The sequence below is a fragment of the Ornithinibacillus californiensis genome (assembly GCF_001038485.1).
Classification (GTDB): Bacteria; Bacillota; Bacilli; order Bacillales; family Amphibacillaceae; genus Ornithinibacillus; species Ornithinibacillus californiensis.
The window spans coordinates 1-25,640 of record NZ_LDUE01000029.1; the positions used below are offsets into that span (position 1 = coordinate 1).

30 protein-coding genes, 4 tRNA genes and 2 riboswitches are annotated in these 25,640 nt (G+C 35.5%); of the genes, 20 read left to right on the forward strand and 14 right to left on the reverse strand.

Translation table 11 applies throughout. The features are described from left to right. Positions 1-90: 90 nt before the first annotated feature. The 8 genes from TE34_RS07035 (at position 91) to phoU (ending at position 5,902) form a co-directional block, all read left to right on the forward strand. Positions 91-166, forward strand: a tRNA-His gene (locus TE34_RS07035). A 10-nt stretch (positions 167-176) separates the two neighbouring features. Continuing rightward, a tRNA-Ile gene (locus TE34_RS07040) sits at positions 177-253 on the forward strand. Between the two features lie 10 nt (positions 254-263). After that, positions 264-356 (forward strand) — tRNA-Ser (locus tag TE34_RS07045). A 287-nt stretch (positions 357-643) separates the two neighbouring features. Then, positions 644-719: transfer RNA gene (locus TE34_RS07055), tRNA-Phe, on the forward strand. A gap of 182 nt (positions 720-901) precedes the next feature. Beyond that, the gene (sodA, locus tag TE34_RS07060) at positions 902-1,513 is read left to right on the forward strand and encodes a superoxide dismutase SodA (protein ID WP_047984123.1); all 612 of its coding nucleotides are present in this window, start codon (positions 902-904) and stop codon (positions 1,511-1,513) included. Between the two features lie 113 nt (positions 1,514-1,626). Continuing rightward, on the forward strand, positions 1,627-2,904 hold the full coding sequence (locus tag TE34_RS07065; protein WP_047984124.1) for an MFS transporter: 1,278 nt from the start codon (positions 1,627-1,629) through the stop codon (positions 2,902-2,904). A gap of 68 nt (positions 2,905-2,972) precedes the next feature. Further along, positions 2,973-5,111 (forward strand): peptidoglycan D,D-transpeptidase FtsI family protein, encoded by a 2,139-nt coding sequence (locus TE34_RS07070; RefSeq protein ID WP_047984125.1) that lies wholly within the window; start codon positions 2,973-2,975, stop codon positions 5,109-5,111. A gap of 131 nt (positions 5,112-5,242) precedes the next feature. Next, on the forward strand, positions 5,243-5,902 hold the full coding sequence (gene phoU / locus TE34_RS07075) for a phosphate signaling complex protein PhoU (RefSeq protein ID WP_047984126.1): 660 nt from the start codon (positions 5,243-5,245) through the stop codon (positions 5,900-5,902). A 42-nt stretch (positions 5,903-5,944) separates the two neighbouring features. Here phoU and TE34_RS21205 read toward each other — a convergent pair whose 3' ends face one another. Together TE34_RS21205 and TE34_RS07085 are read right to left on the reverse strand one after the other, a co-directional pair. After that, positions 5,945-6,514, reverse strand: a complete 570-nt coding sequence (locus tag TE34_RS21205; protein ID WP_047984127.1) for a hypothetical protein — start codon at positions 6,512-6,514, stop codon at positions 5,945-5,947. Positions 6,515-6,537: 23 nt separating this feature from the next. After that, positions 6,538-6,747, reverse strand: a complete 210-nt coding sequence (locus TE34_RS07085; protein ID WP_047984128.1) for a hypothetical protein — start codon at positions 6,745-6,747, stop codon at positions 6,538-6,540. 177 nt (positions 6,748-6,924) lie between these two features. Between TE34_RS07085 and rpmG the strand changes: the two genes are divergently transcribed. From rpmG to TE34_RS07105, 4 genes are all read left to right on the forward strand, one after another. Continuing rightward, complete coding sequence (gene rpmG / locus TE34_RS07090; protein WP_042145937.1) at positions 6,925-7,074, forward strand: 50S ribosomal protein L33; 150 nt, start codon at positions 6,925-6,927, stop codon at positions 7,072-7,074. A gap of 79 nt (positions 7,075-7,153) precedes the next feature. Further along, positions 7,154-7,711: a 5-formyltetrahydrofolate cyclo-ligase gene (locus TE34_RS07095; protein ID WP_047984129.1), complete on the forward strand. Its 558-nt coding sequence runs from the start codon at positions 7,154-7,156 to the stop codon at positions 7,709-7,711. A 73-nt stretch (positions 7,712-7,784) separates the two neighbouring features. Next, the gene (locus tag TE34_RS07100; RefSeq protein ID WP_047984130.1) at positions 7,785-7,982 is read left to right on the forward strand and encodes a hypothetical protein; all 198 of its coding nucleotides are present in this window, start codon (positions 7,785-7,787) and stop codon (positions 7,980-7,982) included. A gap of 107 nt (positions 7,983-8,089) precedes the next feature. Then, positions 8,090-9,658 carry a rhomboid family intramembrane serine protease gene (locus TE34_RS07105; RefSeq protein WP_047984131.1) on the forward strand — a complete coding sequence of 523 codons (1,569 nt, stop codon included), beginning with the start codon at positions 8,090-8,092 and terminating at the stop codon, positions 9,656-9,658. Between the two features lie 15 nt (positions 9,659-9,673). On the opposite strand, the gene TE34_RS07110 is transcribed toward TE34_RS07105, so the two are convergent. Then, positions 9,674-10,510: a hypothetical protein gene (locus tag TE34_RS07110; RefSeq protein ID WP_047984132.1), complete on the reverse strand. Its 837-nt coding sequence runs from the start codon at positions 10,508-10,510 to the stop codon at positions 9,674-9,676. A 133-nt stretch (positions 10,511-10,643) separates the two neighbouring features. On the opposite strand from TE34_RS07110, the gene TE34_RS07115 reads away from it, so the two are divergent. The 4 genes from TE34_RS07115 to TE34_RS07130 all read left to right on the forward strand — a co-directional run bounded on the left by TE34_RS07115 (position 10,644) and on the right by TE34_RS07130 (position 15,389). Then, positions 10,644-12,101 (forward strand): spore germination protein, encoded by a 1,458-nt coding sequence (locus TE34_RS07115; protein WP_047984133.1) that lies wholly within the window; start codon positions 10,644-10,646, stop codon positions 12,099-12,101. A gap of 76 nt (positions 12,102-12,177) precedes the next feature. Continuing rightward, positions 12,178-12,372 (forward strand): YqgQ family protein, encoded by a 195-nt coding sequence (locus TE34_RS07120; protein ID WP_047984134.1) that lies wholly within the window; start codon positions 12,178-12,180, stop codon positions 12,370-12,372. A gap of 15 nt (positions 12,373-12,387) precedes the next feature. Next, a complete protein-coding gene (locus tag TE34_RS07125; RefSeq protein WP_047984135.1) occupies positions 12,388-13,353 on the forward strand; it encodes an ROK family glucokinase in 966 nt (321 codons plus the stop codon). A gap of 155 nt (positions 13,354-13,508) precedes the next feature. Continuing rightward, entirely contained in the window at positions 13,509-15,389 is a 1,881-nt protein-coding gene (locus TE34_RS07130) for an LTA synthase family protein (protein WP_047984136.1), read from the forward strand. Positions 15,390-15,498: 109 nt separating this feature from the next. Here the strand turns inward: TE34_RS07130 and TE34_RS07135 are convergent, their stop codons facing one another. Then, on the reverse strand, positions 15,499-15,681 hold the full coding sequence (locus TE34_RS07135; RefSeq protein WP_047984137.1) for a DUF2759 family protein: 183 nt from the start codon (positions 15,679-15,681) through the stop codon (positions 15,499-15,501). A gap of 174 nt (positions 15,682-15,855) precedes the next feature. Between TE34_RS07135 and TE34_RS07140 the strand changes: the two genes are divergently transcribed. Further along, positions 15,856-16,482, forward strand: a complete 627-nt coding sequence (locus TE34_RS07140; protein WP_047984138.1) for an MBL fold metallo-hydrolase — start codon at positions 15,856-15,858, stop codon at positions 16,480-16,482. Positions 16,483-16,533: 51 nt separating this feature from the next. On the opposite strand, the gene TE34_RS07145 is transcribed toward TE34_RS07140, so the two are convergent. The 8 genes from TE34_RS07145 to comGA form a co-directional block, all read right to left on the reverse strand. Then, on the reverse strand, positions 16,534-16,776 hold the full coding sequence (locus TE34_RS07145; protein ID WP_042145920.1) for a DUF2626 domain-containing protein: 243 nt from the start codon (positions 16,774-16,776) through the stop codon (positions 16,534-16,536). A 140-nt stretch (positions 16,777-16,916) separates the two neighbouring features. Then, positions 16,917-17,291: a hypothetical protein gene (locus TE34_RS07150; RefSeq protein ID WP_047984139.1), complete on the reverse strand. Its 375-nt coding sequence runs from the start codon at positions 17,289-17,291 to the stop codon at positions 16,917-16,919. Further along, positions 17,263-17,679: a competence type IV pilus minor pilin ComGF gene (locus TE34_RS20205; RefSeq protein ID WP_053074994.1), complete on the reverse strand. Its 417-nt coding sequence runs from the start codon at positions 17,677-17,679 to the stop codon at positions 17,263-17,265. The genes TE34_RS07150 and TE34_RS20205 overlap by 29 nt, the downstream gene beginning before the upstream one ends. Next, the gene (locus TE34_RS07160) at positions 17,660-17,998 is read right to left on the reverse strand and encodes a hypothetical protein (protein ID WP_047984140.1); all 339 of its coding nucleotides are present in this window, start codon (positions 17,996-17,998) and stop codon (positions 17,660-17,662) included. The genes TE34_RS20205 and TE34_RS07160 overlap by 20 nt, the downstream gene beginning before the upstream one ends. Then, positions 17,985-18,428 (reverse strand): competence type IV pilus minor pilin ComGD, encoded by a 444-nt coding sequence (gene comGD, locus TE34_RS07165; protein WP_047984141.1) that lies wholly within the window; start codon positions 18,426-18,428, stop codon positions 17,985-17,987. The genes TE34_RS07160 and comGD overlap by 14 nt, the downstream gene beginning before the upstream one ends. Then, the gene (gene comGC, locus TE34_RS07170; protein ID WP_047984142.1) at positions 18,403-18,723 is read right to left on the reverse strand and encodes a competence type IV pilus major pilin ComGC; all 321 of its coding nucleotides are present in this window, start codon (positions 18,721-18,723) and stop codon (positions 18,403-18,405) included. The genes comGD and comGC overlap by 26 nt, the downstream gene beginning before the upstream one ends. A 13-nt stretch (positions 18,724-18,736) precedes the next feature. Then, a complete protein-coding gene (gene comGB / locus TE34_RS07175; RefSeq protein ID WP_047984143.1) occupies positions 18,737-19,789 on the reverse strand; it encodes a competence type IV pilus assembly protein ComGB in 1,053 nt (350 codons plus the stop codon). Further along, on the reverse strand, positions 19,752-20,762 hold the full coding sequence (comGA, locus tag TE34_RS07180; RefSeq protein ID WP_047984144.1) for a competence type IV pilus ATPase ComGA: 1,011 nt from the start codon (positions 20,760-20,762) through the stop codon (positions 19,752-19,754). The genes comGB and comGA overlap by 38 nt, the downstream gene beginning before the upstream one ends. A 97-nt stretch (positions 20,763-20,859) precedes the next feature. Here comGA and TE34_RS07185 point away from each other — a divergent pair, with 97 nt between their 5' ends. Beyond that, positions 20,860-21,372: a shikimate kinase gene (locus tag TE34_RS07185; protein ID WP_047984145.1), complete on the forward strand. Its 513-nt coding sequence runs from the start codon at positions 20,860-20,862 to the stop codon at positions 21,370-21,372. A 30-nt stretch (positions 21,373-21,402) separates the two neighbouring features. Continuing rightward, positions 21,403-21,588, forward strand: a complete 186-nt coding sequence (locus TE34_RS07190; RefSeq protein ID WP_047984177.1) for a YqzE family protein — start codon at positions 21,403-21,405, stop codon at positions 21,586-21,588. 69 nt (positions 21,589-21,657) lie between these two features. On the opposite strand, the gene TE34_RS07195 is transcribed toward TE34_RS07190, so the two are convergent. Together TE34_RS07195 and TE34_RS07200 are read right to left on the reverse strand one after the other, a co-directional pair. Next, on the reverse strand, positions 21,658-22,434 hold the full coding sequence (locus TE34_RS07195) for a YqhG family protein (protein ID WP_047984146.1): 777 nt from the start codon (positions 22,432-22,434) through the stop codon (positions 21,658-21,660). Beyond that, on the reverse strand, positions 22,424-24,088 hold the full coding sequence (locus TE34_RS07200) for a DEAD/DEAH box helicase (RefSeq protein WP_047984147.1): 1,665 nt from the start codon (positions 24,086-24,088) through the stop codon (positions 22,424-22,426). Before TE34_RS07200 ends, TE34_RS07195 begins: the two co-directional genes overlap by 11 nt. 148 nt (positions 24,089-24,236) lie before the next feature. Next, positions 24,237-24,338: riboswitch (glycine riboswitch) on the forward strand. 2 nt (positions 24,339-24,340) lie between these two features. Then, positions 24,341-24,430: riboswitch (glycine riboswitch) on the forward strand. Positions 24,431-24,515: 85 nt separating this feature from the next. On the opposite strand from TE34_RS07200, the gene gcvT reads away from it, so the two are divergent. Next, positions 24,516-25,628, forward strand: a complete 1,113-nt coding sequence (gcvT, locus tag TE34_RS07205; protein ID WP_047984148.1) for a glycine cleavage system aminomethyltransferase GcvT — start codon at positions 24,516-24,518, stop codon at positions 25,626-25,628. Positions 25,629-25,640 lie beyond the last annotated feature (12 nt).

Here is a 25,640-nt window from a genome sequence, read left to right on the forward strand (position 1 = left end):
CAGCTGGCGAGAGCGTACGGTTCATACCCGTGAGGTCGTGGGTTCGATCCCCTCCGCCGCTACCATTTACTTTTAAACAAAAACATCATGGCGGTCGTGGCGAAGGGGTTAACGCACCGGATTGTGGCTCCGGCACTCGTGGGTTCGATTCCCACCGATCGCCCCATATTACATTAGGACCCTTAGCTCAGTTGGTTAGAGCTATCGGCTCATAACCGATCGGTCGCAGGTTCGAGTCCTGCAGGGTCCACCATTTAAAACTCGGAGGTATACCCAAGTCTGGCTGAAGGGATCGGTCTTGAAAACCGACAGGCGGGTCAAACCGCGCGGGGGTTCGAATCCCTCTACCTCCTCCATACATATTTATTAGTAGCTCAGTCCGCAACTAGTAACCCCGGAGCATAAACATCTTTAAATAAGCTTGCAGATGCAGGGGTCAAAACGTGGTATGTGAAACTAATTATACTTATTAACTTTATAAAATATTGGCTCGGTAGCTCAGTCGGTAGAGCAACAAGCATTACATCTACCGAATCCGCTACGAGTAACCCCGAAGCATACACTTCCTTGAATAAGCTAGTAGATGCAGGGGTCAAAAAGTGGTATGTGTAACTAATTATACTTATTAACTTTATAAAATATTGGCTCGGTAGCTCAGTCGGTAGAGCAACGGACTGAAAATCCGTGTGTCGGCGGTTCGATTCCGTCCCGAGCCACCATTAAATGTACAAGCTATCATGCTTGTTATTTTTTTGCATATTTTTCTATTTCGATATACTACACAACTCATATAACCACTATTATAGGGCAAAAAATTTGCAAGAACTGGAAACCTCTGATAACCTTTCATGTAAAGGGTATTATATCCTTATATAACATATTATTGAAGGAGGATTTCTTTATGGCTAAATTTGAATTACCAGAATTACCTTATGCATATGATGCATTAGAGCCGCATGTTGACAAAGAAACAATGAACATCCATCATACAAAGCATCATAATACTTATGTGACAAATCTAAATGCTGCACTAGAAGGGCAAGCAGATCTTGCAGGAAAATCTTTAGAAGAGCTTGTAAGTAATCTAGATGCACTTCCAGAGAATATTCGTACAGCTGTACGTAATAATGGTGGTGGCCATGCTAACCACAGTCTATTCTGGAAGGTATTATCGCCAAATGGAGGCGGAGAACCAACAGGAGAACTAGCTGAGAAAATCAATGCTAAGTTTGGTAGCCTAGACAAATTCAAAGAAGAATTTGGGAATGCAGCTAAAGGTCGTTTCGGCTCTGGTTGGGCTTGGTTAGTAGTTAATAATGGTGAGCTTGAAGTAACAAGCACTCCGAATCAGGACTCTCCTTTAATGGAAGGTAAAACACCAATCCTAGGCTTAGATGTTTGGGAGCATGCTTACTACTTAAATTATCAAAACAGACGCCCTGACTATATTTCAGCATTCTGGAACGTAGTTAACTGGGATGAAGTTGCTAAAAACTTAAACGAAGCAAAATAAGTACTTTGTAAGATGCCTCATGAGGAATAAACTCATGAGGCATCTTTTTTCTTTTCGTATATCTCAAATTGAATTGCTTACACTAATGAAAGAGAGAAAAGGAGCAATTCAATATGCATAAAACCTTACAATATGTAATTGGTAAGACAGAAATTAACCGAGATCTTATACTTTTATTAGTCATTGGCGGCCTATATTCTTTAGGGATCTATTTATCCAATACATTTGTAAACATTTATCTTTGGAAACAAGCAGAAGGAAATTACTTTACGATAGCCTTTTATAATCTGGCTATCTTTGTTTTGCAGCCACTAACGTTTATTATGGCAGGTAAAATAGCGAAAAAGGTTGATCGTGTTGTTGTTTTAAGGTTAGGTGTTACCTTTTTATCCTTGTTTTTTTTGAGTGTATTAATGATTGGAGAAAGTGCAGCTTATTTTAACATCTTATTAGGCAGTTTGTTAGGAATTGGTTATGGGTTTTATTGGTTGGCTTTTAATGTGTTAACATTTGAAATCACAGAACCTGAAACGAGAGATTTTTTTAATGGATTTCTCGGAGTTCTGCAATCATTAGGTGGGATGATAGGACCTTTTTCTGCCGGGTACATCATATCTAAAATGCCAGCTAATATTGGCTATAGCACCATATTTACAGTCTCATTTATATTATTTATTTGTGCGGTAGCATGTAGTTTCTTCTTAAAGAGAAGACCTGCTGAGGGGATATACTTATTTAAACGAGTTGTAGAAGAAAAGAAACATAATAAAAACTGGAATCGTATATTGAACGCGCATTTGTTTCAAGGACTACGCGAAGGTATATTTCTATTTGTTATTACTATATGGGTTTATATTGTAACACAAAGTGAACTATCGTTAGGGATGTTTAATCTTTACTTCTCTGGATTTTCTTTTGTTTTTTATTTTCTGGCTACCAAGTTTATTAAACCGACAAAGAGAAAAAATGCCATCTTAATAGGAAGTTTAATGCTTTACCTTTCTTTATTTATCATTCTTACCCATGCAAGCTATTTTACATTAATTATATATGGAATTATCATTGGAATTGCTTACCCAATAGTAAATGTGCCGTACATTTCGTTGACATATGATGTGATTGGTAAGTCATGGAAAGCGGGTGAATTGCGAATTGAATATATCGTGGTTAGAGAGCTATTCACTAATATAGGTAGGGTAACGTCTATAATTATTTTTATAGTCGGCATTACATTTTTTGATTCGGAGACCATTATTCCAATTCTTTTAGTAGTATTTGGTGCTCTGCATTTAGGCGTATACTTATCAATAAGAAAGATCTTTTTACCTAATACGGGAAATAAAAAGGATGTACTGATTAAGGATCAAATCTCAGATGAAAAAAATCGTTAAACTCCTCAATAATTAGTGTTATAATGAACAAATAGATGAACGTAAAACATTATTTTGGGGGAGAAGAAATGAAGAAGAATAAAAAGAAAGTAGCACAACTTCCCTTTCGATTAAACATTTTATTTTTCGTCGTATTCCTATTGTTTGCTGTACTTATTTTACAGCTTGGGGTAGTTCAAATCCTTAATGGGGAAGATTTCCAAGAAGAGATCAATCGTACAACGCAGGATACTACTAAATTACCGGTACCACGTGGAGAAATTTATGATAGAAATTATAATGTGGTCGCAAAGAATAAACCTATGTATGCCATTACGTATACCCCTCAAAAAGGTGTGCAGGCAAAAGACCGCTTGGAAGTAGCTGTGAAACTTTCGCAGTATATTGATATGTTTCATCCAGACCCTATCGAAAAAGAAAAGCAAATAAACAGAATTACCGATAGAGATAAAAAAGAATATTGGTATCTCCTAGATGAGAATCAAGATAAAGTGAAAGATAAATTATCGCTCCAAGAAGCTGCTGATATGAAGCCAGCTGAGCAATATCAGACTATACTCGACCGAATTACGGAAGAGGAATATGATAATCTGACTGAACAGGATGAAGAAATCATCTTAATTAAGAAAGAATTAGACCGTGCTTATGCATTAACTCCACAAATTGTCAAAAGTGAAAATGTAACACCAGAAGAGTATGCTAGAGTAGCAGAACATCTGGCTGTACTCCCAGGAATTAACGCAACAACCGACTGGGTTCGAGAACATCCTTATGGGAATACAATAAAGAGTTTAATTGGTGGCATTACTACTGAAAAAGAAGGGATACCTGCTGAAAAAGTAGATTATTATTTGGCAAAGGGGTATAACCGAAATGATCGAGTGGGATCAGATGGTTTGGAATTACAATATGAAGATATACTTAGAGGCCGTAAAGAACAAGTAAAATATACGATGAGTAAAAGTGGCGTGATTTTGGACTCAGAAGTGGTTGTTCCAGGTGAAAGTGGTAAGGATTTAATTCTAACACTTGACATGGAATTTCAACAAATGGTAGATGATATTCTTCTTTCTGAATTGAAGGCTGCAAAGCAAGGTGGAAATAATCGTTATTTAAAAGATGCCATAGCGGTTGTAATGAATCCGAATACTGGTGAATTACTAGCTGTAAGTGGGCAAAGTTATGATGCAAAAAACGAAAGATACTATGACGCTCCTTATCGAGCCCTTTATGACGCCCATATACCAGGGTCTACCATAAAGGGTGCAACAGTACTTGCAGGTTACGATTCTGGTGTAATTAGTCCAGGGCATCGGGAATATGATACGCCAATTAAAGTTGCAGGATCACCTACTATGAGTTCATGGAAAAACCTAGGTTGGGTAAATGATTTAGATGCATTAAGGCAGTCTTCAAACATTTACATGGCGTATATTGCCATGAGGATGGGTGGCGAATATAATTACCAACCAGGAGAATCGATAAGATTTAACCCACAGGGATTTTATGATATGCGGTATTATTTTAATCAATTTGGACTTGGTGTTAAAACAGGGGTTGACTTTCCTCAGGAAACTGTAGGTGTGGTTGGTGAGGTTCTACCTAATGGGGCTGGTCAACTGATGTTTCTTGCTTTCGGCCAGTATGATACCTATTCCGCATTGCAATTGGCACAGTACACTTCTACCATTGCAAACGGAGGTTATCGCGTTCAACCACGATTTGTTAATGAAGTTCGTAATCCAACATCGGAAGAAGATGGACTTGGTACAGTTTATCGAGCAATGAATCCGAATATACTCAATAAGATTGTTATGGATGAAACAGAATTAAAACGGGTTCAAGAAGGTTTTCGCCAAGTGTTCCAAGGGCCCGGTGGTACCGCTTATAGCTACTTTAAAGACACTGACTTTAATGCTGCCGGAAAAACAGGAACAGCTCAGAATGTATTCTATGAGAACGGAGAACAAATAGAAAAAATTAATTTAACCATGGTTGCCTATGCACCTTTTGATAATCCTGAAATCGCCGTATCTGTAATTGTTCCATATTTAGATTTAGATGAGACTTCGATCAATAGCGTTATTACACGACAAATTTTTGAAGCTTATTTTGATTTAAAAGAGAAACGAGCAAAAGGAGCGGTGAATGAGGTTAGTGAGGAAAGTGAACAAAACGAGCAATTGGATGATCAAGATAGTGAATAATAACATAACAAACCCTAATCCAATACGGCTTTAGGGTTTTTCTTTACGTTAAATTTACATTGTTTTAATACTTACTACATATAAGAACTTTACCATATAGATGATGGTAAACATTGTAGGGGAGCGATATTATGCGTAGTAGAGAACAGTTTCATTCCGAATTAAAGGAATTAGATAATGATATTATTCGACTAGCAAAGCGCGCTAATAAGGGGCTAAAAGAATCAATCGATGCATTATTTAATCAAGACATCAATTTAGCAAAGAACATTGTAAATGATGACAAATTAATTGATAAGGAAGAAGCGGCAATTAATGACAAGGTAATATTATTAATTGCTAAACAGCAACCGGTGGCAACCGATTTACGTAGATTAATTATAGCACTTCGAATTGTAACAGACATTGAGCGGATGGGAGACAATGCAAAAAATATCGCAAAATCAACTATCCGATTGGGAAGTCATTATCAGACTGAATTACCAATGGAACTACTCACTATGCGTGATACGACATTAATCATGTTAGAAACAGCTATTAGTGCTTTCCAGAATGAAGATATATCAGTTGCACAAAAGTTAGCAGAGATGGACGACAAAGTTGATAAGCTTTATAAGCAGGTAGTAACAGATATGCTAAGTAAAACTGCAATAAATTCTGAGCAAATACAGTATGTAATGCAAATTGCTTTTTGTGCACGTTATATCGAGAGATTTGCAGACCATATTACGAATATAGGGGAAAGTATTTTGTTCTTAGTAAAAGGTGAGATCGTAGATTTAAATGATTAAATACGTAAAAAGGAAGAGGTTGTAAATAACCCCTTCCTTTTCTTATTTAGTAAGAGCCTCAGCTATTTCGAAGTGGCTCATATCACTCGTTAGGGTGAAGTCACCAAGCTGAATACGAACGACATAGCCCTCATCCTCTAAGTAGGAAATAAACTCATCAGCATCATTAACTATACCGTTTGCTTCAAGTTCGTTACTAATAGTAGACGGCGCCATACCAGATTGTATTGTGACTGTATATGTGTTTACTGACTCTTCTTGTTGTTCTTCCTCGTTTGAAGTTGATGTATCTCCTATGGAACTTTCATCATCAGAATTAGTTTCTTCCTGATTCTCTTCAGAGGTTTCTTGTGTTGACTCTTCAGTTGAAGTTTCTTCCGTTTCTGAAGCAATCTCTGTTTCGTTCTTTTTAACTTCACCATTCAAAGATAAGGAAATATACTCTGTCTCTGAAAGTACTCGGTATCCTTTATCCTTTAAATCCTCAATAATATCCTCTATAGGCATTTCGGATAAATCTTGTGTGGAGCCATTGGAAAAGTAATTAACAACTAGCATAATTAGTGCAGCAGTTAATAGTCCAACAGCAAATGCTCGTATGGTATGTTTCATTTTATTCTCCCTGCTTTACTAGATTAATAGAAATCAGCCTCTTGATATTCTTCCGTTAGTAATTCTTCCTCTAAAACTTTTACTTTTTTCTTTAATTGATACGTATCCTGCATCGTTGACATAGACAGTTGCTCAATTTCACTTTCGATTTTTTCGAAACGATCGTTCATGAAAAAGGAAAGAATAAACAAAGCAATCGCTATAACGGCAATTGTTACTCCTGCGATAATCATCTTATTTACCTCCATTCATATACATTACTAGTTATATCACACAATTCGACATGAGGGAACCATAAATTTTTTCCATGTACTTGATTGATTGCCAAACATCTGCTATTATTAATAAGTCTGAAAAGAACTAATAGCATGCGATTAATGCAAGTTTACTATAAGTTTGGAGGGAAAAACATGCGCGTAAACATTACTTTAGCTTGTACTGAAACAGGAGAACGTAACTACATTACTACAAAAAATAAGCGTACAAATCCTGAGCGTATTGAGCTTATGAAATATTGTCCACGTCTAAAAAAACATACGTTACACCGTGAAACAAAATAATTGTTCACAATTAAAAGCTTGCTCTTACTATTATAGAGCAAGCTTTTTCTACATTCTTAAATAGAAGGAGGTAGCGATTTTGCGAAAAGAAGAAATTAGAAAGCAGGTTATAGCTCAACTAAAGAAGCTATCCAACGAGGAAAATCATCAAGTTGAAGAAAACCTATTGAGAAACTTAATTAGTTCCATTTACTGGAAACGGGCAACTACTATTGGTGTGACCATTTCAAGAGGCTTCGAATGGGATACGAGGAGAATAATAGAAGCGGGTTGGGAACAAGGTAAAAAAATAGTAGTTCCCAAATGTTTTCCTGACGACAAGAAACTTGTTTTTTACCAATTACATAATTTTGATGAATTAGAATCTGTCTATTATAACCTTTTAGAGCCTAAACCTTTAGAAGAAAATAAAGTTGCTAAAAATTTGATTGATTTAGTAATCGTACCTGGAATTGTTTTTAATTTAGATGGTTACCGTATCGGTTTTGGTGGCGGTTATTATGATCGATTTCTCCAGAATTATTCAGGGGAAACGCTATCCCTATTAAGTGATAAGCAGATTATGGACCATATACCGGTTGAATCTCATGATATAGCGGTTCATCACTTAATTTCAGAGAGTGGCCAGTTGAAATAAAACTCTTGCACCGAATATTTTCTATGCCTATTGAAAAGACTATAAACACCAAACCTTTAAAAGGGGTGTTTAAATGAGAGTTCTTATGGTAATTACAGCGATGATAGCAGCCCTCTCCATGGTTTATAAGTGGCGATATAAGATTATGAATGCTATGCTTGCTGTTAGTTTTTTAAGAAAATTGGCTGTTTCCATCTCCATGAATTTACCATCGATTAGAAAGAACATTCTACCGAGTATATTTAAAGAGACTACAGACTCAACTACCTAAACACTTGCACAAAGAGGCTGATTAAACAGCTTCTTTTTTTATGTGTAGATTTATAAGAAAAGCAATTATCAATAGTATTTGATATGATAAATAAGGGAGGGGAGCAAATGGAGCAAACTGAGCAAACAGCAAAATATATTATGTACACGTATGCACATCAATTAGTTACAGAAAGCGATTTTCAAATCTTATATCTAAACAATAACATGGAAGAGATTTGGCTGGAAAAGTATGCGGACAAAACATCAAAAATTGTAAGAATCTCAACCATAGGATTCGATTGGAAAAACCACTTAAAAAAAGATATAGCCATTGTATTCCAAAAAACTAGTGCCATGCGTAAATTGCTTAAAGGAAAAGATGTAACGGTACATAATGTTTATATTTCCCCACATACACCTATCGATGACTGGGAAATTCTTAAAAAACCACTGGTCTTTCAAGAGAAGAACCCCATCCGTATGATGACGTATTATTTATCTGGTGAGGAAGTTTTTCCTGAGCGTAATAGACTAGAGAAAAATATTCATGTCTCCTTTGTAGATGATTCGGAAACAGTTGCAGTGGATCAAATGGAAGAGACAGTTAATCGGAAAAAGTTAGCACTATACAAATTAATGCAGGAGAAAAAGAAAAAAGAAGAAAGTATTCTAAGCTATGGTAAACCAATTGTTACTTATTTATTGATAGTTATAAATGCTATCCTATTCCTACTTCTAGAATTAAATGGAGGAAGCGAGAACCATACTACATTGATTGAATATGGGGCCAAGTATAATCCACTTATTATCGAAGGTGAATGGTGGAGAATAATAACCTCTATGTTTTTACATATTGGCTTGATTCATTTTGCTTCCAATATGTTATTTCTTTTCTATTTTGGATCACTGGCCGAAAAAATCTACGGTTCATCACGATTCCTTTTTATCTTTCTACTAGCCGGAATTGGTGGTGGAATCACCAGTTTTACATTTGTCACTAACCTATCTGCTGGAGCATCTGGAGCACTATACGGATTATTTGGTGCCTTTATATATTTTGGACTATTCCACAAACGAATCTTTTTTCAAACAATAGGCAAGGATATTCTTATCCTACTTGGAATAAATGTCATTTTAGGGTTTGTGTTGCCTCAATTGGATGTTGCTGCTCATTTTGGCGGTTTAATTGCTGGTTTCGTTGCTGCTGGTATTGTACATTTTCCAAAGAAAAGAAAAATGGTAGTGCAGGTTGTTTCCTTAATTGTTTACTTTGTATTAGCAAACGGTCTTTATACATTTGCAATTCAGTATAATAATGCAGATGCAAGTTATCATTTGATGAACATTGATAGACTCTTACTAGAGGAACGTTATGAAGAAGTTGTAGAGAGTGCCTCAAAAGGATTAGAAGACCCAGATGACATGGAAGCTATCTTACTGTTTCAACGTTCTTACGCCTACATCCAGTTAAATGAAATTGAACTAGCTGTCGTAGACTTAGAACAATGCATTCAAGTATTAGAAAATCCAAATGAGCTTCCTGAAGCTTTTTATAACCTGGCGATACTTTATCATGAATTAGGCGATAGCAAAGCAGAAGCGATGATTAAACAAGCTTATGAATTAAAACCAAGTGACAATAACGTTGAAGAGATGTATGAAACTATTACAGGTGAAAAATTAAAAGGTGATTAAGTACATTTGTACTAATCACCTAATTTTTTGAATAAGTTTTTCCTTCTTACCGTTTATCTCGTATATTACAAGAAGTGATTCTCCGTTTTTATCAATTAGAATTAGAGGCATAAAACTGTTGAGATTTTCTTTGGAATCAATATTTGGAATAATGTAGTTTTTATATAGACCTTCCCATAGCTGACCGATAACACGGTCTGTATTTTTTTGATTTAAAGTAGGAAGCGGATTCTCCTGGTATCGATAGAGACTGGTAAGCGGAATACTATAGTAATTATTAATATCTAGGTGAAAGTGAAATAGTAGATCTTGCCAATGTGCCAGTAAATTCTCTTTCATTGATTCATCTAATAATAGCTTCGTAATCAGATTGGACTGATTACTATGAAAACCAATAAAGCGTGTGTGTTCTTTAAAAACATAGAGTTGATCGTGGGACATGTGCTGAATACTATTAATATCTTCATTCGTATGGATTTCTCCGTAATGAAATGTAATAGTCTCCCATTGATGATTCTTATCGGAAGAAAACTTCTCCCTAAACTGAATCGTATCTGTATTTTCTCTCCACTGGCTACGCATCCCCATTAGTTTCCCATCTGCAAATAGTAGAGACACATCTTGTCTTAAATACATCGGAGTCTCCGACTTAGATTTTACATGCCACAGAATCTCATAAGCATTATTGTCATCTGAGGAATATAGTTCTAAGTTGGTTTTAGCTGAATCAAAGCTTGTCCGATAATCAATGGGGAAATACGTTATCGTAGGTGTGCTTTTTACTTCTTGTGCGTAATAGATTCCGGCGGTTGTAATCGATATAAACAGTAGGATAATTAATAATTTCTTCATCTTTTCTCATCCTTACTAGAAATAGTTTATTCATTATATGAAGTCAAATAATAGATTATGAATAAGGAGAGTGAATAGAAATAGTAGACATGCAAAAAATAGAGTAATGAATAAATGTTTGCATGGAGGAATTATGGAAAAAGAAAAACAACCTTTATTTTCGACCTATGAACAGAACAACTCCTATATGCAAGACCGTTTACAAGTGGATAAGAGCTTTGATATCGTCAATTTAGACTTAGAGTATGCAGACAGAAAGATGTCCATGTTTTTTATCGATGGATTTGCTAAAGATGACATTTTACATTTACTCATGAAATTTTTAGCAAAACTTGAACCCGATGATTTGGAACCAGATGCACTTACTAAATTAATGAAGCGATATATTCCATATATTGAATTAGATCAAGTTGATGATCTGAATCAGGCAGCGGACACGGTATTAGGCGGGCCAACTGCTCTAATAGTGGAAGGTATTAATAAGGTTATTATTATTGATGCTAGAACGTATCCTGTACGTTCACCTGGAGAGCCGGATTTAGAGAGAGTTGTCAGAGGTTCAAGAGATGGATATGTAGAAACAATTGTTTTTAATACTGCTCTTACCAGAAGAAGAGTTCGTGATCGTTCATTGCGAATGGAATACATGCAAATTGGTAGAAGATCACTTACTGACATTTGTATATGTTATTTAGAGGATATTGCAGATGAGAATAGGGTAAAAGATCTTAAAAGTAAATTGAAAGAAATCGATACAGATGGTTTGCCAATGGCGGAAAAAACAATTGAAGAGTATATTAGCGGTCGACATTGGAATCCATTTCCGACCGTTCGATATACCGAAAGGCCTGATACAGCGGCTGCACACTTGTATGAAGGACACATATTACTGTTTATAGATGGTTCTCCAAGTGTCATGATTACTCCGACAACCTATTGGCATCATCTACAGCATGCGGAAGAATATCGACAAAAGCCAATAGTTGGAGCGTATTTACGATTTGTACGATTCATTGCAGTATGGTTATCTATTTTTATTTTGCCGTTATATTATTTGTTCTCTGTCAATCCAGAACTCCTGCCTAAGGGGATGGAATTCATTGGCCCTAATGAGCTTGGGACCGTTCCAATCTTACTTCAATTTATTATTGCTGAATTAGGTATTGATATTCTACGGATGGCCGCCATTCATACGCCAACATCGCTAGCTACAGCGATCGGATTAGTTGCAGCAATCTTAATTGGACAAGTCGCAATTGAGGTAGGTTTATTTTCATATGAAGTTATCTTATACCTTGCGATTGCAGCAATTGGAACATATGCAACACCTAGTTACGAAATGAGTCTAGCCAATCGTATGGTTCGCCTCTTCTTATTACTGTCAGCTGCTGCATTTGGTGTGGAAGGGTATCTGATAGGAACCCTTTTATGGATTTTATATACTGTTCGCATGAAGTCATTTGAGATACCTTACTTTTGGCCAGTTTTACCATTTTCATTTCGTGCCTTTCGTGATGTTTTCATTCGCACACCTATACCTCTTAAAAGGAAAAGGCCATCTATTCTACACCCACAAGACCCTGATCGCTGAGATTTGGGTCTTTTTTCATGGAGAAAAACTATATCACTTTATAGAAAATTTGGTATAATAAAATTTGGTGATTGAAATGAAAACAGTGTATGATGTTCAACAGGTGTTAAAAAAGTTTGGAACCTTTATCTATACAGGTAATCGACTAACTGATTTGGAACTTATGCTAGATGAGATAAAGGAAATGTATAAATTTGGTCTAATCGATGTGGAAGAGTATCGACTTGCAATCCTTATTCTCCGTCAAGAAATGAACAAGTTAAATTCATAAAAAAGGTGATAAACAATGAATAAAAGTGTAATCGTTGGAGTAGATATAGGAGGTACTACAGTAAAAATTGGTTTGATCACGATAAGTGGTGAAATTATTCAGAAGTGGGAAATTAAAACAAAAAAATCCTCAGATGGGACCTCTGTCATTAATGATATTTGGGAATCTGTATTATCGAAAATAACCGAAATATCTATAAGTAAAGAAGATATTCTTGGGATTGGTATCGGGGCTCCAGGTTTTATAGATGGTGTAAACGGGTATGTTTATGAAGCAGTAAACATTGGATGGAAAGAAATGAAGCTAACGGACTATATGTCTAATAAAACCGGTTTACCCGTATTTGTTGAAAATGACGCGAATATAGCTGTGCTAGGAGAGAACTGGTTAGGTGCCGGTCACGGAGCAAGTGATATCATTGCCGTTACCCTCGGTACTGGTGTTGGTGGCGGTATTATTGCTGCAGGTTCTATTCTAAATGGAGCTAACGGTACAGCTGGAGAAATAGGTCATATTACAGTTGATCCTACAGGTTATTCATGTAATTGTGGTCGTATAGGTTGTCTTGAAACTGTTGCATCAGCAACCGGTATTGCACGCCAAGCGATGAAGGTGATTGAGGGAGAACCTAACTCTAAATTAGCTGAAATCTATCAATCTAATAGAGAAATTACGGCAAAGCACGTATTCGAATTAGCAGAGCTAGGGGATGAAGAAAGTAACCGAATTATAGTTGCTACCGCAGACACCCTAGGATTAGTTTTAGCAAACTTAGCTGCTACACTTAATCCATCAAAGATTTTAATCGGTGGGGGAGTTTCAAAAGCTGGGGAAACATTGTTACAACCTATTAAAAATTCCTTTACAAAATATGCGCTCCCACGAACCAGTGAAGTATGTGAAATAAGAATTGCCGAGCTTGGAAATGATGCTGGAATCATTGGTGCTGCTTATTTAGTCAAGGAAAAAATGAACCTATAAATTTTATTTCTCCTAAAAAATGTCATGATTTTGAAACCTTTTTGTGTTTTAAATCGTCTTATTGGATAGTATGTTTTTCAAGGGTTACATTTGTGCCGTTACAGTATGCACAAGTAATCATATATTAAAGCAACAGTTTCTTAGGAGGAAATGTTATGAATATTAAAGGAATAAAGCTTCCTTTATATGTAATAGCTACGCTAATATTTGGAATTAAGACCTATATTGTATATCGTTTTCTATTTAGTCTTGAATTGGAAAATACGGTGCAGGAGTTCATCCTCTTTATCAATCCATTCGTCTCGGCTTTTTTAATATTTGCACTGAGTGTGTGGATTAAGAAACCCGAAAGACAAATGAAATATTTACGGTATATGGCTTTATTTGGAACGTTAGTGATTTTTGCGAATCTAGTATTCTATCGGTCGTTCTCAGATTTTATTACCATACCTCAGTTAATGCAAGGTGGAAATGCTGGAGATTTAGGGTCTAGTATCCTATCCCTAATAAAATTTTACGATATTTTACTATTTGCTGATGTTATAGCTATTTGGTATTTAAGTAAAAAACAACAAGAAAATAGCGTTACGAGTTACCCAAGGAGTGGGAAGGTTTTTGCTTTAGCTCTATCGTTAGCCCTAATGGTAGGAAACTTCTTCTTAGCTGAAATGGAAAGACCACAATTATTTACACGTGCATTTGATCGAGAATACCTTGTTAAGTATATTGGGTTATTTAACTACCATGTGTATGATGCTGTTCTTCACTCTAAGGTAAAAACTCAGCATGTATTTGCGGATGGCAGCGAATTACCTGGTATTAAAGAATATGTTGATACAGTTATTGAACTGGATGGGAAATCAGACTTATTTGGAGTAGCGGAAGGTAAAAATGTTATATTTATTTCTGCTGAATCTATTCAAAGCTTTGTTATTAACAATACAGTCAACGGACAGGAGATAACGCCTTTTTTAAATAGCTTAGTAGAAGATGAGGATACGTATTATTTCGAAAACTTCTATCATCAAACCGAACAAGGCAAAACATCAGATTCTGAGTTTTTAACAGAGAACTCGTTATATCCTTTACCAAGAGGTGCGGTATTTTATACACATGCCCAAAACGATTACCATGCGCTTCCTGAAATGTTAGGAGAAAAAGGATATTATACTACAGTATTTCATGCGAATAATGATAGCTTCTATAATCGAGACCAGATGTATCCAAACCTAGGTTTTGATTACTTTTATGACGTAGAGGCATATGAGGTAAATGAGAATAATAGTATTGGTTGGGGCTTAAAGGATAAACCATTCTTTGAGCAGTCCATGAAATATTTACAAACATTAGAAGAACCTTTCTATGCTAAGTTTATTACGTTAACTAACCATTTTCCTTTTGAGTTAGATGAGCAGGATAAATCAATTGATCGTTATGATTCAAATTCTAATACATTAAATAACTTCTTCCCGACTGTTAGATATATGGACGAATCTATTGAAGAGTTTTTTACACTATTAAAAAATTCTGGAATGTACGAAGACTCTATTATCATTATTATGGGTGACCATTATGGAATTAGTTCTAACCACAATAAAGCGATGAGTCAATATCTAGAAAAGGAAGAAATAACTCCGTATGATCATGTACAGTTACAACGAGTACCGTTGTTTATTCATATACCTGGACATGGAAAAGGTGAAGTTAAATCAACTATCTCCGGTCAAATCGATATGAAGCCAACGATACTTAATCTGTTGGGAATCGAATATGATAATGACATTTACTTTGGAAATGACATATTTAATTCTAATAGGAAAGATTATATCGCACTTCGAAATGGTGACTATATAACAGAGGATTACATTTATACGAATGATAGCTGTTATGACTTTAGCAGTGGAGAGCTTTTGGAAGAGGTAGATGCAGAAGCCTGTATGTCATTGAATGAGACTGTTAAGGAAGAACTTACTCATTCAGATGATATTATCTATGGTGATCTATTCCGATTTGTTAATTTCAAGGATGAAGAATAGGCAAGTCTACTTTGGAGAGAGTAGTTCGTTTTAGTCTAGTCGTTGGTATTGCCAGAAAGCAAATAGAAATAAAGACAAATAAAAAAAGCTGCCGAAGCAGCTTTTTTTATTATAGAGAATCTTTTAATACGGAAATAATAGTACTTATTGAGAAAAATCCAAAAGCAAGAGCAGTAAGTACAGAGAATCCTAGTGCTAAAAAGTTTCGGTATTTTAGCTGACGAATAACAGATACTATTGCCACGATTGCTACAACTAAAAAGATGATACCTAATACTATATGTGGTGACATTGTAACTATTTACCTCCTTAAGAATGCTGAAATTCTTTGTTTGTCTAATAAAATCATTTATATTAATATGTATCATACTACCACATTTATTCTAGTATAAATTTTTAGTTTTGTCGAGGATATCACTAAATATTTCTAATTTCTTCACATTCTTAGGAAGAAGGGGGTATACGTATGAACATCAAACAATTTTCATTAGGACCATTAGGGACAAATTGTTACATAATATATAAAGAGAACAAGGCCATTATTATTGATCCTGGTGGTGAAGCTAATAAAGTTATACAATGGCTATCACTAGAAAAAATTGAACCCATTGCCATTTTATTAACTCATGCACATTTTGACCACATCGGTGCAGTGGATGAATTGCGTCATCATTATCATATTAAGGTTTACATGCACCGTGAGGAAGCCAGCTGGTTAATGGATCCAAGTCTTAATCGGTCTACATTTTTCATTGGGGCCGAAACCAAAACAGACGCACCAGATTATTTATTGGAAACAGGAGGGTTTTCGCTAGGGCCGTTTGACTTTGAAGTAATATATACTCCAGGTCATTCTCCAGGGAGTATAAGTTTTCTAGTAAAAGAGGAACATATCATCTTCAGTGGTGATGTATTATTTTATCGAGGGATTGGTAGAACGGATTTACCTGGAGGAGATTATGCTATTATAACTGATTCTATCCAAAACAAACTTTATAAACTGGAAGATGAAACGGTAGTTTATCCTGGGCATGGGCCAAAGACAGTAATCGGGGAAGAGAAGCTTCATAATCCGTTCGTTTCAGAAAAATAAGCAAAACAAAAACCCTGCAGTTGAAAAGTATGTAAGCAGGGTTTTTGTTTTTTAATGCCCGAATCCAGGCACTAAGATAAATTCTGAATACCAAGTAAAACCTATCATGAAAACAGTACAATAAGCTCCGAACAAGTACATGTACATACGCTCAGATAATTTTAAGTAACTTACTGTTAGGAAAAATACCGTTTGAACTAGGAATAGTAATGCGGTGTTAGTCATTCCACCAACATAAAACATTACAGTAAAAATACCAGTCCAAAAGGCAAGGACTCGAAACATTCTGTCCATCCTTTCCCCTCCTTTTTGGTGACGTCATCATTGTTATTATATACAAGTAGACGAATATTGTAAATGAAACATATTATTAGTTTGAAATTTGTTAACAATTGGCTTCATTTTTTTAGAAAAATAGTTAAGTAAAGTAAAGACTACTCATCTGAATATACCTTCATTGACTTTTGAAAGGAACCTTTATAGTTCCGGTGAGTCTGTATATTGATAGTTAAATGAAGGAAATCTTCCATTAGGGTTGGATGTACTACAACTTTTCCGTTTGGGAATTGGTACTCGGTGTTTTCCTCAACTATAGTATTAGAAAGGTAATCATTTTTATACGATGTATAACCCATTTGGTACAATGTTTGTGCATTTACTTGCTCGATTAAGCTGCTCGTTATTTTCAAATCATGTTGATAGGCGGTTAAATTAGATGTGAAATTAATTAAGACAAATGCTGTTAAGAATAGAACAGAGGGGAGGATTATACCTGTTTCACTAGTCATAAAACGCAATAACTTTTTCATAATGCTCTCCTTCTAAGGACTGTATTTTAATTTTAAGACCATAAGGTAAAGGGAGGACTTGAAATTGTTGAATATCACGAAGGTAAATTTCATGACCTTGATGATTAACTTGTCGTCGTATTAAAGCCCCATAAGCTTCGAAAGTAACGATGTCTTCATTGGGCAAAGTAAGAATTATTTTGTTACCATCGGATTGATAAGTTGTTGCTTGATTAACATCCATTTGAATATAATGGAAAAATTGCTGTATCGAAATTTGTTCATAGTAGGTTACTTCCGTTAAGGTTTTATAAATAACTGTTTGAAGCGGGATGCAAAGTAGCAATACAGCAAGAACAAATAACTGATTTAGTAAAGTAAAGCCTTCTTCATTTCTCGTGGATTCCATAAAGACATACCTCTTCCTGCCTATTTCTACTATTAACCCATGACGCACAACCCTCGATTAACCCACCTTCTGATGAAGAAAACGTAATGGTTACTAATGCGAATCCTACGTTTCGTTGAATAATGTCTTCATTAATTCCATCCCATAATGCAGTTTGTAATTCATCATGTAATTGGTAGATTACGATCCTTTTTTGACTTAAAACATTTCTTTCTTGGGAAACAAGTGAAGACAGTGGAAGGAGGGTTATACAGAGGACCATAACGATTGTAAAAGATACTAATGCTTCGGTTATGGCAAAGCCATTACTGTTTTTCAATATAACCACGTCCTTTGCCAAGTGGGAAAACGACATTGTATTTGTTGGTAGGAGTAATTATCTGTATCGTTCCAGCTTTTCTAATCGATCCTTTTTCATTAAATGAAATATCGGATAAGGTTCGTCGGTCGATTTCCCAGCCAATTGGAAGTTCTCGCTCAATAGTTTCATTATTAATCCCTACTATGGTGTATTTTTTCTTGTAAAGTGCTATTCGTAAATATTGTTCTTCTGTTAAAAGGGATTGATTTTGTAGGTAAAGAATGTCATAGAGAAATGTATGAAGTACCTTTTCCTCCGTTTTTTGCTGCAACAAATGTTGAGCTAGTGGGACTGCTATTGATAGTAATATTACCGAAATGGATAGTACTATTAGAACTTCCAATAGAGTGAACCCTGATTGTTTACGTGTTTTCTTCTTTTGGCGCATACACTTTTCCCTCACTAGGTCTATAATCTAGGTTTTTATTAGAGCATTGCATTTGATTTTCGCGAATATAATCTTTCTCCACCAGCTCTTCTAAGCTAACTGGATACGTATAGGATTCTAAGTAGAAGGCGTCTATCTGAGTCTGTACAACGGACACAAGCGCTTCGCAGCCTTTGCTTTGTACATCCTTACTTTTACTGCCTAGATTAGGGATAATGAGTATCATTAAGACAGATACAATCATTAATACGACTAACATTTCAATTAAAGTAAATCCTTTTTGGTTTTTATACATGTGATATCTCTCCTTAAATGGTTTCTATGAATTGATACATTGGTAACATTAGTGATAAGTAAATCAATATAATAATTAAACCTAATAAAATGAAGAAGATTGGCTGAACATAAGTAATTACCTTCACAATTCTTTCATTTAGCTCATCAGTTAGAAAACTGGAATAGGTTGCTAAATCTTTTTCTAAGGTGTCACTATTACTGTTTTTTTGAAAAATGGAAGCAAGTTGTGGACTGATAAAGTTAAGCTGTCCCATTATATGTCCAAGAGGAATCCCTTGATTTAGTCCCTTGGTTAAGTGCTTTGCATAGTACATAATAATTGGTAGTTTTTGTTGTGTGGAGAGGACTGCAATTACATCTTTAATCGACAACCCTGTTTTTAGTAAAGATTCAACATGAGTAGAAAATAGAAAAGAAGTGTTTAGTCTTACATAGCTGCGGTAAATGGGGACTAGACGATAGATGTGGATTTGCGTTTCTATAGGTACTCTTTTTTTAATGAAATGCCAAATCCACATTGTCAATAAGCAAACAAGTATTAACATAATGACGCTATAATACGATATAGAGGAAATATTGATTACAAGTTGAATAACTGAAGCGTCTTGTTCATTCTGTTGAAAGAGGTTTAAGAGATTGGGAAGGACCTGATGTTGAATAAAGAAGAAGGCTATGGAGAAAAGGATGATAAGTATAATGGGGTATCGAATAGCTTGCGTGAACTTCTTCGTGTTTTCTAATCTTCTTTCATAGAGTACAAGACACTTCTCAATACTTTCTTCTAAGTTACCGTAATCCTTAGCAAAATAAAGGTAATTCGTAATAATAGGATGAAAATGCATCTTATCTAAGGCGAAATCCAAGCTGTGCCCATTTTTAAGATGTTTGCTGACCTCATCTGCGAGATAATATAGATTTTTATCCCATTTTAATGTTTCTAGCGCAGATAACATGGAATATCCATTTGATAAAGATCTAGAAAGTCTCTTTAAAAAATTTAATTGGATAGCCGCTCGTACTCTGGGCTTAAAAATTTTCGTACGTAGATTTTGAAATAAATCCATATCGCAATGCCTTCTTTCGTAAATAATCAAAGGAATGTATATATTGATTAAGATTGATTTCTTTTCCCCTAATGACTTGTTTTAATAGTTCTCCATCTAGTATCTCTAAGATAGCTGCTCGTTGTGCTTGAGGTTTATTTGTACGAATAGGTAGTAATTGAATCGAGGAAACCCCGATAAGTGATTGCTCTAATTCCATCGGTGTTATTCCCATGTCTAAAAGCCTATAAATGGTACCTTGTGTATTCTTTGCATGAATGGTACTTAGGACTAGGTGTCCCGTTAACGAAGCCTCAAAAGCAAATTGTGCAGTTTCTTTATCACGTATCTCACCTACCATAATAATATCCGGGTCATGTCGAAGAGCGGCTTTTAGGCCGGCTTGATAGGTAATGCCAGCTTTTTCATTCACTTGGACTTGGAGGATATTTTGAATGTTCTTTTCTATAGGATCTTCAAGAGTGATGGTTTGGAAGGCTTCCTCTTTCAAGGCTGACTCCAGTAATGCATAAAGTGTAGTTGTTTTACCACTACCAGTAGGACCAGAGAACAAGATTAATCCAGCTTTCGTATCCATCCATTTTTTTATTCTATTTAATTGATGCTTAAAGAGAAAGAGTTGATCAAGTGAAAGGGTTTGATCCTGCGGAAGAATACGGATAGCAAGGCTTTCCAAATGGTTGACAGGGAGCGTGGATAGACGTAAGGAGTATTTTGTTGATGCTGTAGGGTAAGAAATTGTTCCGTTTTGTGGTTTTCTTATTTCACCAATATCCATTCCTGATGTAAACTTATAATAAGTGAGCAATGAATCGTAAAGTGATGTGAGGATGGACTGATATAGTATTCGCTTACCATGAATTCTGAAATAGATGTTTGTATCTGATTCGAAGGGATAGAAGTGGATATCAGTGGCTTGTCGGTTAATGGCAGTGGTAATGATCTTTTCTGAGAGACTCTCAACTGTGTTCAATATAAAACACCTCCCAATTTGTTTATATATTTCTTTCGACACTAAATTGCTAATTCCTTCTTTTTTTTACAAAAAAATTTTTTAAGGGGTATTTTTTATGAAGCAATTGTTTTTAATTGGCTTTATGGGTAGTGGTAAAACAACAGTTGCCCGACATTTGAGTAAAACACTTAATATGAACTATATCGATATAGATAATCTGATTGAAGAAATGAATTATAACATATCAGATATCTTTAAAGAGGAAGGGGAAGATGCATTTCGGTCGTATGAGACAGATGCCCTAAAATTAACAAGGCAGGCTCCTATTATTTCAACTGGCGGGGGGATTGTAGAACGTAGTGAAAATATACACTTCATGAAAAATAACGGCATTATTATTTATCTGAGAACTTCTTTAGATATTATAAAAACTCGGCTTGCAAACGATAAGTCGAGACCGTTGTGGAAAGAAGGAAGTCAGACCGATGTTTTGTTTTCTATCCGGGTAAAGATGTATGAAGCGTGTGCTGACTATACCATTGACTGTGATAATCGTTCTGTCGAAGAACTCGTTCAGGAAATAATAGACATATGTAGGTATAAAGGGATTTTGGAAGGTGAAGAATAAAAATAATCCTTGCAAAAAGAGGTGATAAGTATCAAAGGAAATGACTATGTAAAGTTTATGACACAGCAAGTTGTTTCGTATATGGATCTCCCTAAGGATGAGCGTAAACAAAGGAAAATGGAACAAAAAGCTCAACGACATAGTCCTACAATTGGAAATAGATGGTTTGGTGTTTTGCCTGTAGCGATTAAGTCAATGTTCAAGCGAGCAGAATGAGGGTGTCTCAAGCGAGAAGGGTCTGACATAACCCATGTAATGAATTCGTCAGACCCTTGTGAGACATCCTTATTTTGTTGAGAGATAAAAAATACCACCATTAATAACCTTCAATTGTATCTTAGGTTTATATCGTTCATTTAAGTCTTGCAATTCCTTTTCCATCTGATCTAGATCTTCATCACGATCACCCTCGTAAAAGTGCTTTAGTAAATCAACTTCCGTCTCCAACTCTTCTAGGGACTCTTTTGCCCATTCGTGTTCCGTGTCATGAATATATTGATTTATGACAGAGAAGATTCGGTTATAACCACTCTTCAGTTTAATAAGCGGCGTGATTGTATAGCAATAATCGGAAATCTGCGCTTGAAAATCTTTGTCCAGCAAGGAATCCATCATTTCTGTTTTCATGATTCCGTTAATTAAATTGAGACCAATCGAAAATACCTCATCCTTTTTAAGTTTACCAATGTAACTAATCTTTATATTAACAACTAGCCACGGATGTAAGGCTGTATTTTCGTTAGCGTGAACAACTTCGAATAATCTGGTATACCGTTCATGTTCCTTTAAATGGTTTAAAATCTGTTGTAACCTAGGGCTTCCAAAGTGTATACGTTCCCCTTGTTCCTCAAGTGAATCTTGATTCGTTATGAGAGTAAGCGGCATCGGGTCGCCATCCCGTCCCATTTTTTTAATATAATGCCAATAAAACGGTCTGTTCATTAGTGCTCGATCCATTTTTTCATTTAGTTGAACTTTAAGAACGCCATCTTGATTGGATAAGATTTCACAATGATGAGCTGTAAAATAGTCTTCTAAGAAGGAATTGAGATTAATTGCCATAGTGAGACTCCTCTTGGAATGTATTCTGATGCGTGTGTTGAATAATAGATGCCAAATTATCCAATTTAATCTTCACTTCACCTGTGGAAGAAGATTCATTCATGATGGCTTTTACTTCCCCCTCAAAGCTATCAATATTTAATTCAGCTAGAATGTCATCTAAATGTCCAATTACTTTTTCAAACAGAGCAATTTTCTCATAAAGTAGTTTCATGATGTGTTCCTCAAGCGTGTGTCGAATAGCAAAATTATAGATGTAAACATCCTTTTCTTGTCCATATCGGTGGATTCTTCCAATACGTTGTTCAAGTCGCATTGGATTCCATGGAAGATCATAATTAATCATATAATTACAAAATTGCAAGTTAATACCTTCTCCACCTGCTTCTGTCGCAATTAATACTTGTGCTTTATCTTTGAACAGTTGCTTCATCCAATCTTTTTTCCCTCGTTTAAAGCCTCCACGAAATGGAACAGAAGTAATTCCATGCTGTTGTAAATACCATTGGAGATACAACTGAGAGGCGCGATATTCTGTAAAGATAATTACTTTCTCATCCCCAATTTGTTTAATTAGTTCAACAACTCTTAGAGCTTTTGCATGATGAGGCAACTGGCCAATTTTATCAATGATTGGCAGTAACACTTCTCTTCCTTGATTTTCCTCGTCATTCGCAAATTTCTGTAAGGAAAGAAAACATGCCTCTCTCGATGAACATAGCTCTCGTAAAAATGTAATCTTAGAAAAGGACGAAAAGGGTTGAAAGGTTCGATCTAGCTCGTTATATACTTCATATTCTTCTGGCGTGAAATCAACCCAGACGGTTTCGATGTGACGTTTCGCATTATCTAGCATTGTATCTTTTCTTGTATTTCGCACCATAACTTTCTGTACTAACTGCTTTAAATACACATCTTGATTGATTTTCTTACGGTCTCTACCATATTTCTCTAAGAATGATTCATAATTTCCTAAATGACCAGGCTTTAAGATAGAAACTAAGTTAAAAATTTCGATTAGCTGATTTTGCACAGGAGTTGCAGTGAGTAATAGACAATATTTTTTCTTCAGTGCGCGAACAAATTCATAGTTTTTCGTTTTATGGTTTTTTATCTTATGAGCTTCATCAATCAATATTAAGTCATAATTGATATCTAAAATTGCTTCTCGATGTGGCGAGCGTTTAGCTGTATCAATAGAAGTAACAATAATATCATATTGATCCCAAGGATAATGTTTACGAAAGGTGGCAGCAGGTATAAAGAATTTTTCATTTAGTTCTTTCACCCATTGATTTACTAAAGAAGCAGGAACAAGGATTAAGATCTTTTTCACTAAGCCACGAATCATATATTCTTTTAAAATAAGTCCTGCTTCAATTGTCTTTCCTAAACCAACTTCATCAGCAAGTATTGCCCGACCATTCATCTCTTCTATAGCTTGTTTTGCAGTTTCTATTTGATGTGGTAGAAAATTCATATGTGGTAAAAACTCCAAAGCTCGTAAACCATGAAAATCCTTCGTAATGGTTGTTAGTTCAGCATCATATGCCATTTTAAAAAGTTCCCAAGACGAAAAAGGACCATCTTGGTCTAACTTCTCCTCTAGTGTGTCAATAAAGCTTGTTTCATGAATAATATCTATATTTTTCATTCTATTCTTCCTTTATCAGTAGTTTCATAATCGAATAAATATAAAGGATACATTTTAATAGTTGTATGGTATAATGGTAGCGAAATCTAAAGTAACAAAAGCGTTTTGATACATAGTATAACCAAAAGTGAGAATTTCATAAAAGCGAATGATTACAAGGGGAGAGATTACTAATCGTTCATCGATTTAGTAACGCCGAAGGAGCAAGCAGATACGCGAATCTCTCAGGCAAAAGAACTCTTGTAGGACGCACCTCTGGAGAGTGTTTACATAGTAAACCACCCACGATGCACGCATCTTTCAATATAAAAGGTGCTAAACTTTCTGGTTACAGGACAGAGGCAGTATTTTTAAGGATAGTTTTCCTTTAATACTGTCTCTATTTTTATGGTTAAAAGTTAGAAAATTTAAAAAGGGAGTGGGAAATGTGAGTGAACTAAAAAGAACCCCAATCTATCCTGAATATGAAAAGTTTGGGGCAAAGACAATTGACTTTGGAGGATGGGATTTACCTGTCCAATTTTCTAGCATCAAAGAAGAACATGAAGCTACAAGAACAAAAGCAGGTTTGTTTGATGTCTCCCATATGGGCGAAATCATGGTAACAGGACCAAAAGCCCTTGATTATTTGCAATATGTGACTACGAATGATGTATCCAAATTAGTACCAGGCAAAGCACAATATGCGTTTATGTGCTATGAAGATGGGGGTACAGTAGATGATTTTCTAATCTATATGCTTGATGAACAGCGATATCTAGTTGTTGTTAATGCTGCTAATACGGAGAAGGATTATGAATGGATGGTAAAAAATAATCATCTTTCGTCTGATGAAGTAACCATTCAAAATGTATCATCAGAATATGCACAGCTTGCCTTACAAGGTCCAAAAGCAGAAGAAATATTACAAACAATTACTAGCACAAATTTAAGTGCAATTAAGTTTTTTAGATTTGAACAAGAAGTTCAATTTAATGGAATACAATCTCCTGCCTTAGTGTCTAGGACTGGATATACAGGTGAAGATGGTTTTGAGTTATACATCGCGAAAGAGGATGGACCAGGTCTATGGAACCTTATACTTGAAGCTGGTAGTGATAAAGGGCTCCTACCTGTAGGGCTTGGGGCAAGAGATACGCTCCGGTTTGAAGCTAACCTACCATTATACGGTCAAGAATTATCTGCTACAATCACACCAATTGAAGCTGGTCTTGGTTTTGCGGTAAAGGTAAATAAAGAAGCGGATTTCATTGGGAAAGACGTTTTAAAAGAGCAAGTAGAAAGTGGTACAAAACGTAAAATTGTTGGTATAGAAATGTTAGATAAAGGAATTCCTCGTCATGGATATGAAGTATTTGCTGGCGCAGAGGAGATTGGTGTTGTAACCTCAGGCACGCAATCCCCAACCTTACAGAAGAATATTGGTTTAGCATTTATTAAAACTGAATTTGCTAAAGAAGGCACAGAACTTGAAGTTCAAGTAAGAAAACGTCGTCTTCGTGCTAGTGTTATTCCTAGAACATTTTTAAAGAAAGATTAATAGGGAGGGAAT